Annotated in this window: 20 protein-coding genes; 6 read left to right on the plus strand and 14 right to left on the minus strand. The window is 74.2% G+C overall.

The genetic code is table 11. From position 1 onward, the window contains the following. Positions 1–203 precede the first annotated feature (203 nt). On the plus strand, positions 204–1,217 hold the full coding sequence (locus tag ACWIYF_RS00315; RefSeq protein ID WP_448626118.1) for an ATP-dependent DNA ligase: 1,014 nt from the start codon (positions 204–206) through the stop codon (positions 1,215–1,217). Here the strand turns inward: ACWIYF_RS00315 and ACWIYF_RS00320 are convergent. The 7 genes from ACWIYF_RS00320 to ACWIYF_RS00350 all read right to left on the minus strand — a co-directional run bounded on the left by ACWIYF_RS00320 (position 1,214) and on the right by ACWIYF_RS00350 (position 7,439). Continuing rightward, the gene (locus ACWIYF_RS00320; protein ID WP_448626119.1) at positions 1,214–2,122 is read right to left on the minus strand and encodes an ABC transporter permease; all 909 of its coding nucleotides are present in this window, start codon (positions 2,120–2,122) and stop codon (positions 1,214–1,216) included. The two genes, ACWIYF_RS00315 and ACWIYF_RS00320, sit on opposite strands and share 4 nt — an antisense overlap. After that, positions 2,112–2,912 carry an ABC transporter ATP-binding protein gene (locus ACWIYF_RS00325; RefSeq protein ID WP_448626120.1) on the minus strand — a complete coding sequence of 267 codons (801 nt, stop codon included), beginning with the start codon at positions 2,910–2,912 and terminating at the stop codon, positions 2,112–2,114. The genes ACWIYF_RS00320 and ACWIYF_RS00325 overlap by 11 nt, the downstream gene beginning before the upstream one ends. Before the next feature lie 4 nt (positions 2,913–2,916). After that, positions 2,917–3,990, minus strand: coding sequence for an ABC transporter substrate-binding protein (locus ACWIYF_RS00330; RefSeq protein WP_448626121.1), 1,074 nt, complete (start codon positions 3,988–3,990; stop codon positions 2,917–2,919). Between the two features lie 264 nt (positions 3,991–4,254). Then, positions 4,255–4,767, minus strand: a complete 513-nt coding sequence (locus ACWIYF_RS00335; protein ID WP_448626122.1) for a MarR family winged helix-turn-helix transcriptional regulator — start codon at positions 4,765–4,767, stop codon at positions 4,255–4,257. Next, positions 4,764–5,606: an SDR family oxidoreductase gene (locus ACWIYF_RS00340; protein ID WP_448626123.1), complete on the minus strand. Its 843-nt coding sequence runs from the start codon at positions 5,604–5,606 to the stop codon at positions 4,764–4,766. The genes ACWIYF_RS00335 and ACWIYF_RS00340 overlap by 4 nt, the downstream gene beginning before the upstream one ends. 51 nt (positions 5,607–5,657) lie before the next feature. After that, on the minus strand, positions 5,658–6,680 hold the full coding sequence (locus ACWIYF_RS00345; protein WP_448626124.1) for an anti-sigma factor RsbA family regulatory protein: 1,023 nt from the start codon (positions 6,678–6,680) through the stop codon (positions 5,658–5,660). 111 nt (positions 6,681–6,791) lie between these two features. After that, entirely contained in the window at positions 6,792–7,439 is a 648-nt protein-coding gene (locus ACWIYF_RS00350) for a DUF5701 family protein (protein ID WP_448626125.1), read from the minus strand. 179 nt (positions 7,440–7,618) lie between these two features. On the opposite strand from ACWIYF_RS00350, the gene uraD reads away from it, so the two are divergent. Further along, a complete protein-coding gene (uraD, locus tag ACWIYF_RS00355; RefSeq protein WP_448626126.1) occupies positions 7,619–8,116 on the plus strand; it encodes a 2-oxo-4-hydroxy-4-carboxy-5-ureidoimidazoline decarboxylase in 498 nt (165 codons plus the stop codon). Then, on the plus strand, positions 8,113–8,430 hold the full coding sequence (gene uraH, locus ACWIYF_RS00360; protein WP_448626127.1) for a hydroxyisourate hydrolase: 318 nt from the start codon (positions 8,113–8,115) through the stop codon (positions 8,428–8,430). The genes uraD and uraH overlap by 4 nt, the downstream gene beginning before the upstream one ends. An 11-nt stretch (positions 8,431–8,441) precedes the next feature. Here uraH and ACWIYF_RS00365 read toward each other — a convergent pair whose 3' ends face one another. Continuing rightward, positions 8,442–8,906, minus strand: a complete 465-nt coding sequence (locus ACWIYF_RS00365) for a hypothetical protein (RefSeq protein ID WP_448626128.1) — start codon at positions 8,904–8,906, stop codon at positions 8,442–8,444. Positions 8,907–9,035: 129 nt separating this feature from the next. Here ACWIYF_RS00365 and ACWIYF_RS00370 point away from each other — a divergent pair, with 129 nt between their 5' ends. Beyond that, the gene (locus ACWIYF_RS00370; RefSeq protein WP_448626129.1) at positions 9,036–9,203 is read left to right on the plus strand and encodes a hypothetical protein; all 168 of its coding nucleotides are present in this window, start codon (positions 9,036–9,038) and stop codon (positions 9,201–9,203) included. A gap of 56 nt (positions 9,204–9,259) precedes the next feature. Here the strand turns inward: ACWIYF_RS00370 and ACWIYF_RS00375 are convergent, their stop codons facing one another. From ACWIYF_RS00375 to msrA, 4 genes are all read right to left on the minus strand, one after another. Then, entirely contained in the window at positions 9,260–10,843 is a 1,584-nt protein-coding gene (locus ACWIYF_RS00375) for a methyl-accepting chemotaxis protein (protein ID WP_448626130.1), read from the minus strand. 149 nt (positions 10,844–10,992) lie between these two features. Next, positions 10,993–12,090 (minus strand): class I SAM-dependent methyltransferase, encoded by a 1,098-nt coding sequence (locus ACWIYF_RS00380; RefSeq protein ID WP_448626131.1) that lies wholly within the window; start codon positions 12,088–12,090, stop codon positions 10,993–10,995. 78 nt (positions 12,091–12,168) lie between these two features. Continuing rightward, positions 12,169–13,293 carry a class I SAM-dependent methyltransferase gene (locus ACWIYF_RS00385; protein ID WP_448626132.1) on the minus strand — a complete coding sequence of 375 codons (1,125 nt, stop codon included), beginning with the start codon at positions 13,291–13,293 and terminating at the stop codon, positions 12,169–12,171. Between the two features lie 57 nt (positions 13,294–13,350). Then, the gene (gene msrA, locus ACWIYF_RS00390) at positions 13,351–14,004 is read right to left on the minus strand and encodes a peptide-methionine (S)-S-oxide reductase MsrA (RefSeq protein ID WP_448626133.1); all 654 of its coding nucleotides are present in this window, start codon (positions 14,002–14,004) and stop codon (positions 13,351–13,353) included. 72 nt (positions 14,005–14,076) lie between these two features. Between msrA and ACWIYF_RS00395 the strand changes: the two genes are divergently transcribed. Next, positions 14,077–15,093 carry an NADP-dependent oxidoreductase gene (locus ACWIYF_RS00395; protein ID WP_448626134.1) on the plus strand — a complete coding sequence of 339 codons (1,017 nt, stop codon included), beginning with the start codon at positions 14,077–14,079 and terminating at the stop codon, positions 15,091–15,093. 184 nt (positions 15,094–15,277) lie between these two features. Further along, entirely contained in the window at positions 15,278–16,555 is a 1,278-nt protein-coding gene (locus ACWIYF_RS00400) for a class I SAM-dependent methyltransferase (protein WP_448626135.1), read from the plus strand. A 47-nt stretch (positions 16,556–16,602) separates the two neighbouring features. Here the strand turns inward: ACWIYF_RS00400 and ACWIYF_RS00405 are convergent, their stop codons facing one another. Both ACWIYF_RS00405 and ACWIYF_RS00410 read right to left on the minus strand, forming a co-directional pair. Then, positions 16,603–17,622 carry a 1-aminocyclopropane-1-carboxylate deaminase gene (locus ACWIYF_RS00405; RefSeq protein WP_448626136.1) on the minus strand — a complete coding sequence of 340 codons (1,020 nt, stop codon included), beginning with the start codon at positions 17,620–17,622 and terminating at the stop codon, positions 16,603–16,605. After that, the gene (locus ACWIYF_RS00410; RefSeq protein WP_448626137.1) at positions 17,609–18,271 is read right to left on the minus strand and encodes a GntR family transcriptional regulator; all 663 of its coding nucleotides are present in this window, start codon (positions 18,269–18,271) and stop codon (positions 17,609–17,611) included. Before ACWIYF_RS00410 ends, ACWIYF_RS00405 begins: the two co-directional genes overlap by 14 nt. Positions 18,272–18,311: the final 40 nt, after the last annotated feature.

Here is an 18,311-nt window from a genome sequence, read left to right on the forward strand (position 1 = left end):
TGATGGAGCCACTTCATTCCTCCTCACGCACGGTGACCGGGCCGGAGTCACGGCTGGGCAACGATCGCTGGTCGCGAGTTGACCGAACGCCCCGCTCCTGCCGCTCGCCGAGGCATTCGCGCAGCGTAGGGACCTGCCACGATGGGGTGACCCGGGGGCGGAAGGACCAGCGAGGCCCGTAACCGTCCGTGCACGCTGTCCCGGTGCCGTCGTTCGTCCCGGGGTTGCCGGACCTGCCGCCGGACCTCGCCGGGCCGGTCGCGGTGGAGCTGTCCAAGCCGGTGCGTGAGATCCCCCCGGCGAACGCGCTCCCGGGCGGCTGCCGGTACGAGCCCAAGTGGGACGGCTACCGGCTGGTCATCGTGCGCGGCGCCGCGTCGACGCGGCTGTGGTCGAAGCAGGGCCGCGACCTCACCGACCGCTTCCCCGACATCGCCGCGGCGGCGCTCGCCCAGGTGCCGGCCGGCAGCGTGGTGGACGGCGAGGTGGTCGTCTGGAACGGCTCGCGGCTGGACTTCGGCCTGCTGCAGCAGCGCATGGCGACCGCACCCGGCCGGATGGCCGCCCTGGTGGCCGCGGCACCGGCGTCCTACGTCGCCTTCGACCTGCTCGCCTCCGGCGGCACCGACCTGCGCCGGCGCACCTTCCGCACCCGCCGGGAGGAGCTCGAGGCCCTGGCCGCCCGCTGGGCTCCCCCGCTGCAGCTCTCCCCGCTCACCGCCGACGTCGAGGAGGCGCGGCAGTGGTTCACCGACTTCCGGGCCGCGGGCGTCGAGGGGCTGGTGGTCAAGGGCGCGTCCACCCGCTACGCGCCCGGCCGCCGGGAGTGGCTGAAGGTCAAGTCCTGGGAGACGACGGAGATCATCGCCGGCGGCGTCATCGGGCCGATCGAGCGGCCGAGCCAGCTCGTCGCCGGCCTGGTGCGCGACGGCGAGCTGGTCGTGGTGGGACGGACCAGTCCGCTCTCGCCGCGGCAGGCCGCGGAGCTGGCCGCCGTCCTGACCCCCGCCGGGCCCGACCACCCGTGGCCGGACCGGATCGGCACCGGCCGCTTCGGTGGCGGCCGGCTGTCGGTGCCGCTCACCAAGGTCGCGCCGGACGTCGTCGTCGAGGTCAGCGCGGACGCCGCGCTGCAGGCCGGCGTCTTCCGTCACCCGATGCGCTACGTCCGCGTCCGCCCCGACCTGCGCCCCGCAGACCTCCCCGAGCTCCCCTAGCGTGCCGTGGTGAGGCCGCGGCGGTTGAGGACGCCGCGCTCCAGCGGCGCGAACACCAGCAGCTCGATCGCCACGCCCACCACCAGGATCAGCGCGATCGACGTGATCACCAGCGACATCTGCGAGAGCTCGCGGCCGATGTTGAGCAGCTGCCCCAGCCCCTGGCCCAGCGACGGCGAGTAGGTGATCAGCTCGGCGGCCATGAGGGAGCGCCAGGCGAACGCCCAGCCCTGTCGCAGGCCCCCCAGGTAGCCCGGCAGCGCGGCGGGCAGCAGCACGTGCCGCACCCGCCCCACGGCCGAGAGCCCCAGCACCCGGCCCACCCGGTCGAACAGCGGCGGCACCTGCTTCATCCCGGTGAGCAGGCCGTTGGCGATCGACGGCACCGCCCCGAGCAGGACGACGGTGTAGATGGCCGCGTCGGTCAGCTGGAACCAGATGATCGCCGCGGGCACCCACGCCACCGACGGGAGGCTCTGCAGACCGCTGACGATCGGCCCGATGGCCGCGCGCAGCCAGCGGCTGCTCCACATGGCCAGACCGAGCAGCGTGCCGATGACCAGCGACAGCGCGAACCCGAAGGCGCCGCGGGAGACGCTGGTCCAGACCGCCTCGACCGCCCGGCCGTCCTGCACCGTCTCCCAGAACACCTCGGCGACGTCGGCGGGCCCGGGCAGGGCGTACGACGGCTTGAGCTTCGCGAGGTAGGCCAGCTCCCAGATCCCGACCAGCGCGGCCAGGAAGACGATCGGCGGCAGCACCGACCGGACGAACCGGCGGCCCAGCCCCGGGGGCGCGGGCGGTGCGACCGAGGTCTCCAGCTCGTCGAGGCCGGCGACGACCGCACGGTCCTCCGCGAGGTCCGCCGTGCCGCCCGGGAGGTCGCGCTGCAGGTCAGTGGCCATGGCGGCTGATCTCCCGGTGCAGCTCGGTGGTGATCTCGGCGGCCAGTGCGCTGACGGCGGGCGACTCGATCGTGCGCGGATGGCTGATGTCGATCCGCCACTCGCGGACGATCCGGCCCGGACGCGAGCCCATCAGCACGACCCGCTGGCCCAGCCGCACCGCCTCACGCACGTTGTGCGTCACGAAGACGATCGAGAGCCCACGCTCGGCCCACACCCGCGTCAGCTCCTGGTGCAGCACGTCGCGGGTGATCGCGTCGAGGGCGGCGAACGGCTCGTCCATGAGCAGCACCGAGCTGTCCTGGGCCAGCGCCCGCGCGAGCGCCACGCGCTGGCGCATGCCGCCGGACAGCTCGTGCACCCGCTTGCCGCCCTGCCCGCCGAGGTTGACGACCTCGAGCAGCCGGGCCGCCTCCGCCCGCCGCTCGGCCCGGGCGACGCCGCGGGCCTGCAGCGCGAGCTCCACGTTGCGCGCCGCGGTCAGCCACGGCAGCAGCGCCGCCTCCTGGAACATCAGCGCCGGCCGCTCCGCCGAGACCTCGATGCGGCCGGCCGTCGGCTCCAGCAGGCCGGCGACCAGGTTGAGCAGCGTCGACTTCCCGCAGCCCGAGGCGCCGAGCAGGCAGACGAACTCCCCCGGCGCCACGGTGAGGTCCACGCCCTCCAGCACGGCCGGGGTCCCGCGGCCGAAGACCTGCGAGACCCCCTCCACACGTACCGCCGCCGGGCCGGCGGCCGCGGCTGCGGCCCCCGACCCGGCGGCCACCAGATCCGTCGTCCGGACGCTCACGGCGTCATTCCTCCCCCAGCCCGCCGGCCGAGACTGGCTCCAGGCCCTGGTCCTTCAAGATCGCGTTGAGCGGCCGCAGGTCGTAGATGCCGGCGAGGTCGACCTCCTCCTCGGCCGTGCCCGCGGTGACGGCGTTCTTCGCCGACTGCTCCAGCGCGCTGGCGATCGGGTCGTAGGTGACGGTCAGCTCACCCCAGGCCCGCTCGAGCACGGCGTCGTCCAGCGACTTGCCACCGGCGGCGTCGAGGCCGGCGTTGACCGCCTGCTGGGCGCCGTCCGGGTCGTTCTGCGCGAGCTCGACGGCCTCGACGTGCCCGCGCAGCAGCGCGGCGACGGTGTCCGGGTACTGCTCGAGGAACTCGGTGCGCACGATCAGGTGGGTCGTGACGAACTCACCGTCCGGCCACAGGTCCTTCTCGTTGACCAGCACGTGGGCGCCGTGCTCCAGGACCAGCAGCGAGGCGTTCGGCTCGGGCACCCATGCCCCGTCGAGGCCGCCGGAGTCGAACAGGGCGGGGACGTCGCTGTTCGGCGTCGGCGCGATGGTCACGTCGCCACCGCCGTCGACGCTGTTCTCCAGCCCCTGCTCGGTCAGCCAGGTGCGCAGCGCGACGTCCTGGGTGTTGCCCAGCTGCGGGCTGGCCAGAGTGGTGCCCTTCAGGTCCTCGGGCGAGTCGATGCCGTCGCGGACGACGAGCTGCGCGCCGCCGGAGGCCGCGCCGGCGATGATGCGGATCGCGTCGCCGTCGCTCTGCCCGTAGGCGTTGACCGTCGGGCTCGGGCCGATGTAGGCGGCGTCGAGGCCGCCGGCGAACAGCGCCTCGACCTCGTCCGGCCCGGCGTTGAAGACCTGGGTGGCGAGCTTCGTGTCACCCAGCTCGTCGGCGAAGAAGCCCTGCTGGACACCGATCAGCGCCGGCGCGTGCGTGACGTTCGCGAAGTAGCCGAGCCGCAGCTCGGCGGGGGCGCCGGACGCGTTCTCGTCGGCGGCGCTGGAGCCGCCGCAGGCGGCCAGGCCCAGCGCGAGGGGGACGGCGGCCAGCGCCGCGAGCGAGCGGCGGAAGGTGGTGCGGGACATGCGGAGGGCTCCTCTGGGGGCAGCGGCGCGCAGCCGCTGCGGACGGCGATGTCGAGAGCGCGCGTCGGCAACGACCCGCGCGCCCGGAGAAAGGGATGGCGTGCGGTCAGGCGCCCGGACAGAGGGCGCTGCTCAGCCGGCCGTGGTCGAGGTGGCGGCAGGCCACGAGGAGCAGAGTCACGCGCGCACAGTAACTCGCATCATCTCCACCGGGAAGGTGGACTTTCGTCCCGACGTGTGACCCCGCCCACCCGCAGCCCCTGTCTACGGCTCCTGGGGGAGACGGCCGAGAGAGATCAGGAACCGGCGGAGCAGATCGGCCAGCACGTCGCGGTCGCCGTCGGAGAGGCCGTCCAGCAGCCGGCGCTCGGTCTCCAGGTGGTCCGGCAGCGCCGCGTCCAGGGCGGCCCGCCCGGCGTCGGTGAGGGTGACGACGACGGCCCGCCCGTCGGCCTCGCTGCGCTCGCGGGTGATCAGCCCCTTCTGCTCCAGCCGGTCCAGCCGCTGCGTGATCGCGCCCGAGGTGACCAGCGCCGTCCGCATCAGCGCCGTCGGTGTCAGCTGGTACGGGGCGCCGGCCCGGCGCAGCGCGGCCAGGACGTCGAAGGCGGGCGCGTCGAGGCCGTGCCGGGCGAAGGTCGCCCGCTGGGCGAGGTGCACCTCGCGCTGCAGCTGGCTGATCCGGCCGATGATCCCCATCGGCGAGCAGTCGAGGTCGGGGCGTTCCCGCGACCACTGCTCGAGGATGAGGTCGACGGCGTCCCTGGCCTCGCTCACCGCGGCTCGGTCCCCACCGGCACGTCGGCGAGGTGCTCGGCGAAGGTGCGGGGCGGGCGGCCGAGCAGCGCGGTGAGCACCCGCGGGCTGCCCGCGAAGCCGTGCGCGCGGTAGTGGTCGAACATCGTCCGCAGGCAGCGCCCCCGGTAGGACGTCGGCACGTCGCCCTGGGGGACGACGTCCTCGGCGCGCACCTCGCGCCCCAGCCGGTTCCCCATCAGCTCGGCCAGCCGCGGCGCGGTCAGCGGCTGCGGACCGGCCGCCTCGAACGTCCCGCCGTCCAGACCGTCCTCGGTCAGCAGCACCGCAGCGGCCGCGGCGACGTCGCGCAGGTCGACCAGCGACTGCCCCTGCCGCAGCCCCCACTGGCTGCGCAGCACCCCGCTGCCGGCGGCCTCCGCCAGCGCGGCGTCGAAGTTGTCGGCGTACGCGCACGGCTGCAGGACGCGCCAGGGCACCCCGCTGACGTCGAGGGCCTCCTCGGCGCGGTCCTTGGCCGCGTGGTGCGGCATCGACCGCACCTGGGGCCGCAGGACCGAGTGGTAGACCAGCCGGGGCAGACCCGCGCGCCGCGCCTCGGCGAACAGGGCCGGGGCGCCCTCGGCCTCGTCCGGGTCGAAGTTGGGCCAGATGAGGTACATCGCGGCGGCGCCGGCGAGCAGGTCACGCCAGGGCCGCGGCTGGGTCAGCTCGCCGCGCACAACCTCGGCACCGAGCGCCTCCAGCTCCGGCCGGCGGACCAGCCGGGAGACGACGGCGCGCACGGCATGGCCGCGCTCGCGCAGCGCACGGACGATCGCGGTCCCCGTCGGGCCCCCGGCCGCCGTCACCACGATCACAGCAGATACCTCAGCAGTGAGGCATCTGGGCCGTCAAGCGAGCGGCTCGCGTCAGTGCAGTGCGGCGCTGAGCCGGACGGTGAAGCTGTTCGGGCCGGCCAGCAGGTCCACGTGGTCGAACAGCTTGCGGGCCAGCCACAGGCCCATGCCGCCGCGGCCGAGGTCGAAGCCGTGCGCCGGGATGAACCCGGCCAGCGGGTCGTCGAACCCCGAGCCCCCGTCGGTGACGGCGCAGACCAGATGCCGGCCGTCCGTCCACATCCGTGCCGACACCGGGCGGCGGCCGTGCCGGAAGGCATTGGCCGCCACCTCGCTGATCCCCAGGCGCAGGTCCTCGAGCTGCTCCTCTTCGGTCACGAGCTCCGCGAGCGCGGCGACCAGCCGGTGCCGCAGGTCGGGCAGGGTCGGCGCATCGTCGATGGCGAGGACCGGCCGGAGGTTCTCGACGGACTCGCGGGGCACCGGCAGCCCGCGCACGTACGCGGCGGGGTCCCGGTACGACGGGTTCGACCGCCAGGACGTCCCCGCGACCAGGTTGGGGTGCGTCGCATCGGCGCTGGCCATCAGCTGCGGGCCGACCCGCCGGCTGTCGTACAGGCACATCACCGTCACGGGCAGCTCGGCCATGACGTGATTGGCCACGGACTCGACGCGCATCTCCTCGCGCTCGTGCCGCGGATCCCTGGGCACGGCCACCTCGGCGAGGACCCGCAACCGGCCGCCGTCGCCGTCGCGGGTGGCCCGGTGGGCGTACTGGCGGAAGTGGGTGAAGACGTCCGGCGGCCGGGTGGCGAGCAGGACCAGCCCGGAGTCGGCCTCCACGCCCTCCGCGCGGGGGCCCAGCTCACGGCGCAGCAGGTCCACCGTCTCGGGACAGCCGCTGATCACGGTGAGCTCACCGGCGGACAGACCCGCCTCGAGATAGGGCAGGGCCACGGAGAGGAGCTCGTGGTCGGATGCGACCAGCGCCGCGCCGTGCAGGAACGTGCCCGGGCCGTTCAGCGCCGCGTCGTCGAGTGCCGCACCGGCTGTGGGTACGGGCGCAGGACCACAGTCCTCTGTCGCTCCGTTCACATGCCCCTCGACCTTTCCGGGCGGCGCATCCGGACCGCCGGTGTTCCACAATCTTCTCCATTGTCGGCCCAACTGCCGCCGACCTTGACATCGGGTCGAGTGGTCCGCATCTCAGCGGCTCGGCGGCGGCGCCTCCAGCCGGCCGGCGCACGACGCCGAGCCGAGCCACGAGTGCGGCGCTCCCTGGTAGCACCAGCCCAGCCGGGGCCGCCGGGCGCTGACCCACAGCGCCGGCACCCGCTTGTCGCCGGCCCGGGAGCCGAGCAGCGAGAAGCAGTTGCGGGAGCGCAGGATCCCGGGCTCGGAGACGAGGACGGACAGCCCCTCGGCGACGGTCAGCGGGCTGCGGCCGTCGGCGGCGATCTTCTCGGCCGCCTGCGTCGGGGGCCGGCCCAGTGTGTCGGGGCCGGTGTCGATGTCGAGCAGCAGGTACGGCGTCGTCGGGACGTCGAGCTCCAGCAGGGGGCGGAACCGGGCGAGGTCGTCGTCCTCCATCGTGGTGAAACCGGTGCCGCCCACCATCTGCACGGTCTCCAGCACGTCGCGGACGGGGACGTCGGGGACGACGACCACGAACGGGATGCCGTCGCTCTCCGGCAGCGTCGGGAGCAGGTCCCGCAGCGGCTCCAGCCAGGCCCGGAAGCACTCGTCGGCGAGGTCCCGCCAGGCGGGCAGCCCCGCGGTGACCAGGGCGTCGACCTGCCGGTCGAACTCCAGGTCGGCCTCGGTGCGGACGGCGGCCGGCTGCAGAGCGGTCATCGGTTCCCTCTCGTCCGGGGGCGGCACCACGCCGATGCGGTGCGGCCGAACGGCGACGATCAGCGGCGCCCGGCTCCCCCGGGCCACCGGCCGGCCAGCTTAACCATCTCAACTGTGGGCAGCCGTGTCACGGCCCTGACCTCGTTCTCCGCGAGCGCCCCGGCTGGCATCCTCTCAGCGTGGCCGCTCTCGACGACTTCAACGCCGAGACGGCCGACCGGGCGGGCCAGGCGCTGCGTGCGTGCAACGCCGCGCCGCGGTTCGCCGCGGAGCTCGTGGCCGGCCGGCCGTACCGCGACGTCGACACGCTGGTGGCACGCGCGGAGGACGTCGTCCGCGGGCTCCCCTGGGCCGAGGTGGAGCTCGCCCTGGCCGCGCACCCGCGCATCGGCGACCGCATCGACGGCTCGTCGGCCGAGGCGCAGGCGTCGCGGCGGGAGCAGGGCTCGATGACCGGTGCGGGGGACGACGTCCGGGCCGCGCTGGCCGACGGCAACCGTGCCTACGAGGAGCGCTTCGGCCACGTGTTCCTGATCCGCGCCGCCGGGCGATCACCTGCGGAGATGCTGGCCGAGCTGCGCCGCCGGATGGGCAACGACGAGGCGAGCGAGCGCGCGGAGGTCACTGAGCAGCTGGCCCAGATCACCGCGCTGCGGGTGAGGGAGATCGTGTCGTGAGCATCTCGACGCACGTGCTGGACACCGTGACCGGGCGGCCGGCGGCGGGCATGGTCGTCCGGCTCTACGAGGGCGAGGAGCTGCTCGCCGAGGGGCTCACCGACGCCGACGGCCGCCTCCGGCTGGCCGAGGGCGCGACGGGGGCCGGCCAGCACCGGCTGGTGTTCGCCACCGGCCCGTGGTTCGCGACGCAGAACCGCGAGACCTTCTACCCGGTCGTGAGCATCACCTTCGCCGTCCACGAGCCCGAGGACCACCACCACGTCCCGCTGCTGCTCTCCCCGTTCGGCTACGCCACCTACCGCGGCTCGTGAGCCGCAGGGGATCAGCCCGCCTCGACGCCGATCCCGCCCATCAGCGCGATCGCGTGCACCCGGAGGTCGGCCTGGTGCTCGTCGTGGGTCCGGGTCAGACCGCCGTCCGTGCCGACCCCGCCGAGGCCGCGGAAGTGGCACCACACCCGCCAGTCCGCGGGCACCCGCACGGCGAGGCCGCCCATGAGCGCGCGCACCGTGAGGTCGATGCCGGTGGTCTCCGGGATGGCGGTCAGGTCGATCTCGCCGCCGGCCATGCCGAGGTCCACGTCGATGCGGGCCAGCGCCGGGTTGGTGGGGCGCAGCTCCAGGCCGCTGACGGTGCGCACGCGGCGGATCGCCGTCGCGTCCTCGTCGCCCGCGTCGAGCCGGCGGGCGGCCAGCCGGCCGAGCAGCCCGAGCACCAGCTGGAATCCGACCCACGCGGCCAGCCAGGGCAGCAGCCGCCGCGCACTGCGCACGATCCCCGAAGGCATGCCATCACCCTGCCCGTCCCCGGGCCGCCTGCCCAGGGGCCGGACGCCCCTGCCACGTTTTCCCGGTGACCGAGCCGCGGGAGACGCCGACCTACGAGTAGAAGGACCTCCCTGGGCTACGCGCTGGACGTGAAGAACCCCTTCGTGATGAACGTGGAGTTCTCCCCCGGCGTGGACGAGCGCCTCGAGCTGCCGGTGGTGTCGCTGGTGCGGTGCGACTACGTGTGGCGGCGCACCGACCGCTGGATCGACTTCCCCTGGTCGGCGCTGCCGCCGGTGGTCTCGCGGCCGCGGTAGACGCGGGCGTCGGCGGCGGGAGACCCTCCGCCGCCGACGCCGCTCTCCCGGTCCCCTCAGTACCGGAAGCGGGAGACCGAGGTGTGCAGCGCGGACGCCATCCGCGCCACCTCCTCGATCGCGGTCTGCGCGTCGCCCATCGCCTGCGTCGTCTCGCCGGTGGCCGAGGCGACCGCGGCGATGTTCTCGGCGATCTGGTCGGACGAGTGCGCCGCCTCGGCGACGTTGCGGTTCATCTCCGTCGTCGTCGCGGTCTGCTCCTCGACCGCGGCGGCGATGGTGGTCTGCGAGTCGTTGATCACGCCGATGATCGAGGAGATCTCCCCGATCGCCCGCACGGCGCCGTCGGTGTCGGTCTGGATGGCCTCGACCCGCTTCGAGATGTCCTCGGTGGCCTTGGCCGTCTCCTGGGCGAGCTCCTTGACCTCGTTGGCGACGACGGCGAAGCCCTTGCCCGCCTCGCCGGCCCGGGCCGCCTCGATGGTGGCGTTCAGAGCCAGCAGGTTGGTCTGCTCGGCGATGCTGGTGATGACCTTGACGACGTCGGCGATCTCGAGCGAGGACTCCCCGAGCTTGGCGACGGTCGTGGTGGTGGCGTCGGCCACGCTGACCGCCTGGGCGGCGACCCGGGCGACCTCGGAGGCGTTCTGCGCGATCTCGCGGATCGAGGCGCCCATCTGCTCGGAGCCCGCGGCCACGGTCTGCACGTTGGTCGACACCTGGCCGGCCGCGTCGGCGACGATCCCGCTCTGCCGGGAGGACTCGTCGGCCAGCCGGGCCATGTCCTGAGCGCTGGCGGAGAGCTCCTCGGTCGCGGAGGCGAGCGTGGTGGAGCTGTCCCCGATCGCGGCGACCACCGTGCGCATGTTCGCCATCGAGGTCTCCAGCGCCGCGGCCATCCGCCCGACCTCGTCCCGGCTGGTGACGCCGGTGGTGCCGCGCAGGTCGCCGTCCGCCATCGCCGCGACCACCGCACCGACGCGGCGCAGCGGCCGGACCACCGAGCGGGTGATGAGCCAGCCGAGGACGGCGAGCAGCGCGACGCCGATGCCGGCGACCAGCACCGCCTGCGTGATGGCGGTCGTGCGCTCGGCGGTCGCCTGGTCCACCGCGTCACCTGCGTGCGCCTCGATGGCGGCCCCCACCGAGGGCAGGCTCTCCTCCAGCGCGGCGAACAGCTGCCCGAACTGCGCGTAGCCGGCCCCCGCGGCCACGGGGTCCTGGCCGGCCAGCGTGATCTCCTGCTGCGCGGCGGCGAGGTAGGCCTCGACGTCCGGCCGGACGTCCGCGACGGCGGCCTCGACGTCCTCGCTCAGGTGCGCGGCGGCGACCTCGTCGAGGATGGCCACGAAGTTCGCCGCGTGCTCCTGCAGATCGGCGGCGGCACCCCGGTACTGCTCGCCGGCCCCGCCGCTGAGCAGCGCCTGGAGCACGTCGGCACGGACTGCGTCGTGCATCATGTCCGCCTCCAGCGCGAGGCCGGTCGCCTCGTTGGCCTGCAGGAGGGTGTCGGCGCGCTCGCCGGTGGCCAGCAGCGCCTGCACGGTGATGACGGCGAAGACGGCGAGCGCGAGCGCGCCCGCGGCGACCAGCGCCGCGAGCTTCACACCGAGGGGACGGTCGGACCAGTAACGCGCCACAGTGCTCTCCACGGAGCCCGGCTGAACCGGTGGTACCTCCACCGTGTCGTTCTGTTCGGCACATCGGTGGAGTGACTACAGCGGAAAACTCGAGACTCTTCGGAGTCGCCGAATTCGCTGACGCGGGCATCGCTCGATCGGTCGGAGGCTCAATCGGTCCGGAGCCGATAGAAGCGGAAGAAGTCGTGCTCGATCGGCAGGACGTCGACGCCCCGGAAGCCGGCGTCCCGGGCGTAGCGCTCCAGGGTGGCCGGCCGCATGACCGTGCCGGTGCCGACGGACGGCCGCGTGGACAGCCCGTCGGGCAGGCAGCAGGTGAGGCTGAAGCCGTACATCAGCCGGTCGATCGGGTCTCCCGGAGCCGTGAACTCCTCGGCGACCCGCTCGTCCACCACGAGCACGGTCCCACCGGGCCGGGCCATCCTGCGCATGGTGGAGAGCACCGCCACCGGGTCGGGCATGTCGTGCACGCACTCCACGGCGAGGACGAGGTCGTAGCCGGACGCCCGGTCCTCGCCCAGTGCCCCGACGTCGGCGACCTCGAACGCCACCCGATCGGCCACGCCCGCCCCCGCGGCGTTCCGGCGGGCCTGCTCGACGGAGGGGACGTCGACGTCGAAACCGTCCACCCGCGCGGCGGGATACGCGCGGGCGATGCCGACGGAGCTCCACCCCATGCCGCAGCCGACGTCGGCCACCCGTCCGCCGGCCCGCAGGGCGGCGTCGACACCGGGCACGGCGGGCAGGTCTTCCGTGGCGAACGCCCCCAGGAAGTAGGGGCGGTTGGCCTCGGCCTCACTGCCCCGAGCATCGGGTCCCATCTCGTCCCAGCTCAGCCCGGCGCCGGTGCGGTAGGCCTCGACCAGGCGCTCCACGTTGCGGGTGAAGGCCAGCGCCATGCGGGCGAACGGCGGCATGTAGTCGGGGTCCAGCTCGTCGACGAGGACGCCGACGTGCTCGGGAGGCAGGTGGTACCGGCGCGCGTCGGCGTCCGCGCGGGGATCGTCCACGGTGAGGTAGCCGGTCACGGCCTGGTGTTCGAGCCACTCCCGGGCATAGCGCGGATCGGTGCCCGTCCGCTCGGCCAGCTCAGGCGCGCTCGCTGCCTGCTCGGCGAGCGCGCGGTACCAGCCCAGCCGGGTGCCCAGGTGGACGGCGGCGAGCTCGAAGCTCCCGCTCACCGCCTCCAGGATGCGCTCCGCCAGCGGGGTGCCGGTGCCGGCCGGCGGGATCTCGGTCGTCGTCATGCCCGCCCACCGTGGCGCGGACGCCCGCGTCCTGCCAGGGACCCTGGCCCCTGACCCGCCAGAGACGCTCGTCCCGCGTCAGCGCCGGGTCGAGACCGCGACGCTGAACCGCCGGTCCCGGTCGACGACCCGCGTCGGGCCGACCAGCCGGCGCAGCGCGGCCGGGTGCGGCAGCGGCGAGTTGAACACCGTCCACAGCTCCCCGCCCGGGCGCAGCACCCGGCCGGCCGCGGCGAACAGCCGGTCGGCGGCGGAGGCCACCACCGCCGTCCCCACGTGGAACGGCGGGTTGCAGACCACCAGGTCCACGCTCGCGTCGGGCACCGTCGCCGCGGCGTCGTCCCGGAACACGCGCACGGGCACGCCGTTGGCGGCCGCCGTCGCCGACGCCGAGGCGACCGCGGCGGCGGACTGGTCGGTGGCCAGCACGGTCAGCCCGGGGCGGGCCCGGCCCAGGGCGGCGGCGAGCACGCCGGTGCCGCAGCCGAGGTCGAGCGCGGTGCCGGCGTCCGGCTCCATACGAGGCAGCGACCGCAGCAGCGCACGGGTGCCGAGGTCGACCTTCGTGCCGGCGAAGGCGGCGCCGTGCGCGCACACGGTGAGCCCGACGTCCGGGTGCTCCTGCCGGCGCGGGAAGGACGACGGGCCGGGCCGGGGGCCGCGGGCCACGAGCACCCGCGACTTCTGCCGGGCCAGCGTGGCGCTCACCTCGGTGAACGAGCCGCGCAGGACGTCGTTCATCGCGTGGGTCATGTGCTTGACCCGCCCGCCCACCAGCACGGTGACGTCCGGGGCGGCGGCTTCGGCGACCACCTCGGCGATCTCGCGGAGGGCATCGAGACCCTTGGGCGCCTTGACCAGGACGACGCGGGCGCCGCGGGCCAGGTCGGCGTCCAGGCCGGTGGACCGGTGGCCGCCGGTCAGCCCGGTGCGCTCGGCGTTGCGCGCGAGCGCCTGCTCGGCGACCAGGAGGTCCTGCGTGACGCGGACGCCGGTGGCGCCGTGGAGGCCGATCGCGCCGAGGGTCAGCGCGCCGTAGGAGTCGTCGACGACCGCGAGCTCACCGGGGGCGAGCCCGGCCAGCAGCGGCGCGGCCTCGTCGAGCAGCAGCCGGTCGGTGGCGTCGACCGCGACCAGGTCGGGCGCCTCGACGTCCGGCTCCCGCCGCAGCAGCGCGAACAGCTCCTCCGGCGTGCCAGGCAATGGAAGCTCTACCCCTCGATCGAGCGCGCATCGACGGGCAAAGCTTCCATCGCCCCTTCAGACGCCGGGCAGGCCCACCGGGCAGGAGACGCCGGTGGAGTGCACGGGGCAGTACCCGTTCGGCACCTTGTACAGGTACTGCTGGTGGTAGTCCTCGGCGTAGTAGAACTCGCGGAGCGGGGCGATCTCGGTGGTGATCTCCCCGTAGCCGGCCTCCTTGAGCCGCTGCTGGAAAGCGTCGCGGCTGGCGCGGGCGGCGGCCTCCTGCTCGGGGCCGTCGTAGTAGATCGCCGAGCGGTACTGGGTGCCGATGTCGTTGCCCTGGCGCATGCCCTGCGTCGGGTCGTGGTCCTCCCAGAAGACCTTGAGCAGCTGCTCGTAGGAGATCACCGCCGGGTCGAAGACCACCAGCACGACCTCGGCGTGCCCGGTGCGCGCCGAGCAGACCTCCTCGTAGGTCGGGTTCGGCGTGTAGCCGCCCGCGTAGCCGGCGGCGGTGGAGTAGACGCCCGGGGTCTGCCAGAAGACCTTCTCGACCCCCCAGAAGCAGCCGGCGCCGAAGACGGCGGTCTGCATGCCTTCGGGGAACGGCGGCTGGATGCGGTTGCCGTTGACCGCGTGCACCTCGGGGATGTTCGGGAGGGGCTCGGAGCGGCCGGGGAGCGCGTCCTCGGCGGTGACCGGCTGCGTCTTGAACCGGGAGAAGACCATGGCCCGAGCGTAGGCCCGCTCGGCAACCCCCCGGGACGGCGCGCGCTCGCGGCGGGATGCAGGATCGGCGCCGTGATCGCGACACGTGAGTGGCAGCTGGCCGCCCGGCCGCACGGCGAGCCGACCCCCGACGACTTCCGCCTGGTCGAGCTCGAGCGGCCCGACCCGGGCGACGGCCAGGTCGTCGTCCGGATGCTCGCGATGTCGGTCGACCCGTACATGCGCGGCCGGATGCGCCCCGGCCCGTCCTACGCGCCCGCGTGGGAGGTGGGCGAGACGATGCAGGGCGGCGCGGTGGGCCGGGTGGTCGAGTCCCGGTCGCCCGACGTGCCCGAGGGTGCGCTCGTCCTCACCAACGCCGCGTGGCGGGACGTCGCCGTCCTCGATGCGGCCCACGTCGGCGTCCTGCCGGACCTCGACGTGCCGCCCAGCTACCACCTCGGCGTGCTGGGCATGCCCGGCCTCACCGCCTACGCCGGGCTGTTCCGGATCGCGGCGTTCCGCGAGGGGGACGACGTGTTCGTCTCCGGCGCCGCCGGCGCGGTGGGCAGCCTGGTGGGCCAGTTCGCCCGGCTGCGCGGCGCCGGGCGGGTGGTCGGCAGTGCGGGCAGCCCCGAGAAGGTGCGCTGGCTGACCGGCGAGCTGGGCTTCGACACGGCGTTCGACTACCACGACGGCCCGGTCGCCGACCTGCTCGCGAGCGCCGCGCCCGAGGGCATCGACGTCTTCTTCGACAACGTCGGCGGCGAGCACCTCGAGGCCGCAATCGGCGCGTTCCGGCTGCACGGCCGGGCGGCGATCTGCGGCTCGATCTCGCAATACAACGCGGTGGAGCCACCGCCCGGCCCGCGCAACCTGTTCCAGCTCGTGGCCAAGCGGATCACCCTGCGCGGGTTCCTCGTCGGCGACCACGCCGACCTGCGGCCCGAGTTCGCCGAGACGGTGGGGGGCTGGCTGCGCTCCGGCGAGCTCGTCGTCCGGGAGACCGTGCGGGAGGGGCTGGAGGACGCCGTCCCGGCGTTCCTCGACCTCCTGCGCGGCGGCAACACGGGGAAAATGATCGTCCGGCTGGATTCCGATCCGCGGTAGTCCCGTCTTCCCGGGCCGCTGAGCGGGGCAGATCCCCCCGGTGTGGGAGGTGCACCCGAACGGGGGTCCAGGCCAAGGTCACAGGGCCGAGGTTGTTGCCGTGCGCACCCGCACCGCGCACGATCGCGCAGCAACCCTCGATCGACACCGTCGTCGGTCCGCTCTGGAGAGGATGACCGGGCCCATGACCACCGTGCACGCCGACCGCACCGACCGGCCCGGGTATCCGGTTCCGCGCCCCGACGAGGCGCACTGGCCGGGGCTGGCGACGCCGCCGCGCGCGCCCCTGCGCGCCCGCGTCGCCGAGGCGGTGTTCCGGCACGCGGTCGCGCCGCTGCCCATCCGCGTCGTCCTGCCCGACGGCGCCGTGCTCGGGTCGGGCGGCAAGAGCGCCCCGGTCATGAAGCTGGTCCGGCCCTCCGCGGTCTTCGCGCGGCTCGGCGCCGACGCCAAGATCGGCTTCGGCGAGGGCTACATGACCGGCGACTGGACCACCGGGGCGGGCACCGACCTGGCCGACCTGCTCACCGCCTTCGCGACCCGGCTCACCCGGCTGGTGCACCCGGCGCTGCAGCGGCTGCGGCACGTCGTCGAACGGACCCAGCCCGCGCACGAGGACAACTCCAGGGAGAACAGCCGGGCCAACATCTCCCGGCACTACGACCTGTCCAACGAGCTGTTCGAGCAGTTCCTCGACGAGACGATGACCTACAGCTCCGCGTGGTTCGAGCCGGGCGACGACCTCGCGGCCGCGCAGCTGCGCAAGATCGACGGGATCCTCGACCTGGCGCGGGTGCGGTCGGGGATGCGGGTCCTCGAGATCGGCTCCGGGTGGGGAGCGCTGGCCATCCGCGCGGCGGCCGAGCGCAGCGCGCACGTGACGACGCTGACCCTCTCCTCCGAGCAGCAGAAGCTGGCCCGGGAGCGCGCGGCGGCCGCGGGTGTGGCGGATCTCGTCGACGTCCGGCTGCAGGACTACCGCGACGTCCGCGGCGAGTTCGACGCCGTCGTCTCCGTCGAGATGATCGAGGCCGTCGGCGAACGCTACTGGCCCACCTACTTCGGGTCGCTGGACACCCTGCTGGCCCCCGGCGGCCGGGTGGGGCTGCAGTCGATCACCATGCCCCACGACCAGATGCTGGCCACGCGGTACAGCTACACCTGGATCCACAAGTACGTGTTCCCGGGAGGGATCATCCCGTCGCTGCGGGCGATCGAGGAGAACCTCGCCGCGCACACCCGGCTCTCGCTCGTCGAGCGGCGGGAGCTCGGCCCGCACTACGCGCGCACGCTGGCGCTGTGGCGGGAGAGGTTCCTCGCCAACTGGAGCCGGCTCGAGGGCGCCTTCGACGACACGTTCCGCCGGATGTGGGAGTTCTACCTGGCCTACTGCGAGGCCGGCTTCCGCGTCGGCTACCTCGGCGTCAGCCAGCTCGGCCTGGCCCGCACCCCCACCTGGTGAGCGGAGGAGATCGGTGCGCGTGACGCGCACGGATCCCCTCCGCTAGCTCAGGAGAAGAGCGCGCTGTAGCCGTTGAGGGCGGGCTGGCCGCCGAGGTGCGCGTAGAGCACGGTGGACGACGAGGCGATCTCGCCGCGCCCCACCAGGTCGATGACCGCGGCCATGGACTTCCCCTCGTACACCGGGTCGGTGACCATGCCCTCGGTGCGGGCGGCGAGCTCCATCGCGCGGATCGTCGTCTCGTCGGGGATGCCGTAGGTGCCCGCGTGGTAGCGCTCGTCGAGCTCGACGTCGTCCAGGGTCAGCTCCCGCTGCACGCCGATCGCCTTCGCCGTCCGCTGGGCGATCCGCAGCACCTGCTCGCGGGTCTGCGCCGGCTTGGCCGACGCGTCCACGCCCAGCACCCGGCGCGGGCGGCCACCGGCCTCCTCCAGCTGCGCGAACCCGGCGATCATCCCGGCCTGGGTGGAGCCGGTGACCGAGCAGACGACGACGGTGTCGAAGAAGACGCCCAGCTCGGCCTCCTGCGCGGCCACCTCGTGCGCCCAGTTCGCGAAGCCGTGCCCGCCCAGCGGGTGGTCGCTGGCGCCGGCCGGGATCGCGTAGGGCTTGCCGCCGCGCGCCTCGATCTCGGCCAGGGCGTTCTCCCAGCTCTCCTTGAAGCCGATGCCGAAGCCGGCCTTGACCAGCCGCACGTCGGCGCCGGCGAGCCGGCTGATCAGGATGTTGCCGACCTTGTCGTACACGGCGTCGGGCCAGTCGACCCAGCTCTCCTGCACGAGCACGCACGTCAGGCCCACGCGCGCGGCGACGGCGGCGACCTGCCGGGTGTGGTTGCTCTGCACGCCGCCGATCGAGACCAGCGTGTCGCAGCCCTGGGCGAGGGCGTCGGCGACGAGGTACTCCAGCTTGCGGGTCTTGTTGCCGCCGAAGGCGATGCCGGAGTTCACGTCCTCCCGCTTGGCCCACACGGCGGCGCCGCCGAGGTGCCCGGTGAGCCGGTCCAGCCGGTGCACCGGCGAGGGCCCGAAGAGGAGCGGGTAGCGCGGGAAATCAGCCAGGCCCATCAGAACTGCCCTCCAGTTCGGACAGCAGCGCCGTCCAGATCTCGGTGGTGGTGGCGACGGCGGCATCGACGTCGCGGGTGGCGCAGGCGGTGATCAGGCGGTCGTGCAGGTCGACCGAGGGGTGCGCGTCGCCGGCCCCGAACCGGTTGCGTTCCAGCCGCCGGATCGCGGGCGTGAAGCGCTCGACGGTCGCGGTGAGCGCGGCGTTCCCGCACCGGGCCAGGAGGACGCCGTGCAGGTCGTCGTCGGCGGCGATCGCGGCGTCGACGTCCCCGGCCGCCACCGCTGCCGCGAACCGGTCGTTGGCCGCCCGCATCGCGGCCACGTCGTCGCCGGTCACCCGGCCGGCCGCCTCGCGCGCGGCCAGCTCGTGCATCGCACGCACGACGACGGCGGCGTCGCGGACCTGCCGCACGACCAGCGGGGTGACCCGGGTGTGGCTCTGCGGCTTGGCCTCGACCAGCCCCTCGTCGGCGAGCCGGGCCAGCGCCGCGCGCACCGGCGCCACGGACAGCCCCAGCCGCGCGGCGAGCTCGGCGTCCTTGATCACGGAGCCCGGCGCGAGGTCGCCCGCGACGATCGCCGCCCGGATGCGCGCGTGCGCCTGGTCCCGGAGCAGCACGCGGCCGACGGGCTCGAGGGCGGTCACCACTGACATCTCAGATGTCAGGCTGAGCCTTGTCAACCTC

The organism is Geodermatophilus sp. URMC 64, from assembly GCF_053502555.1.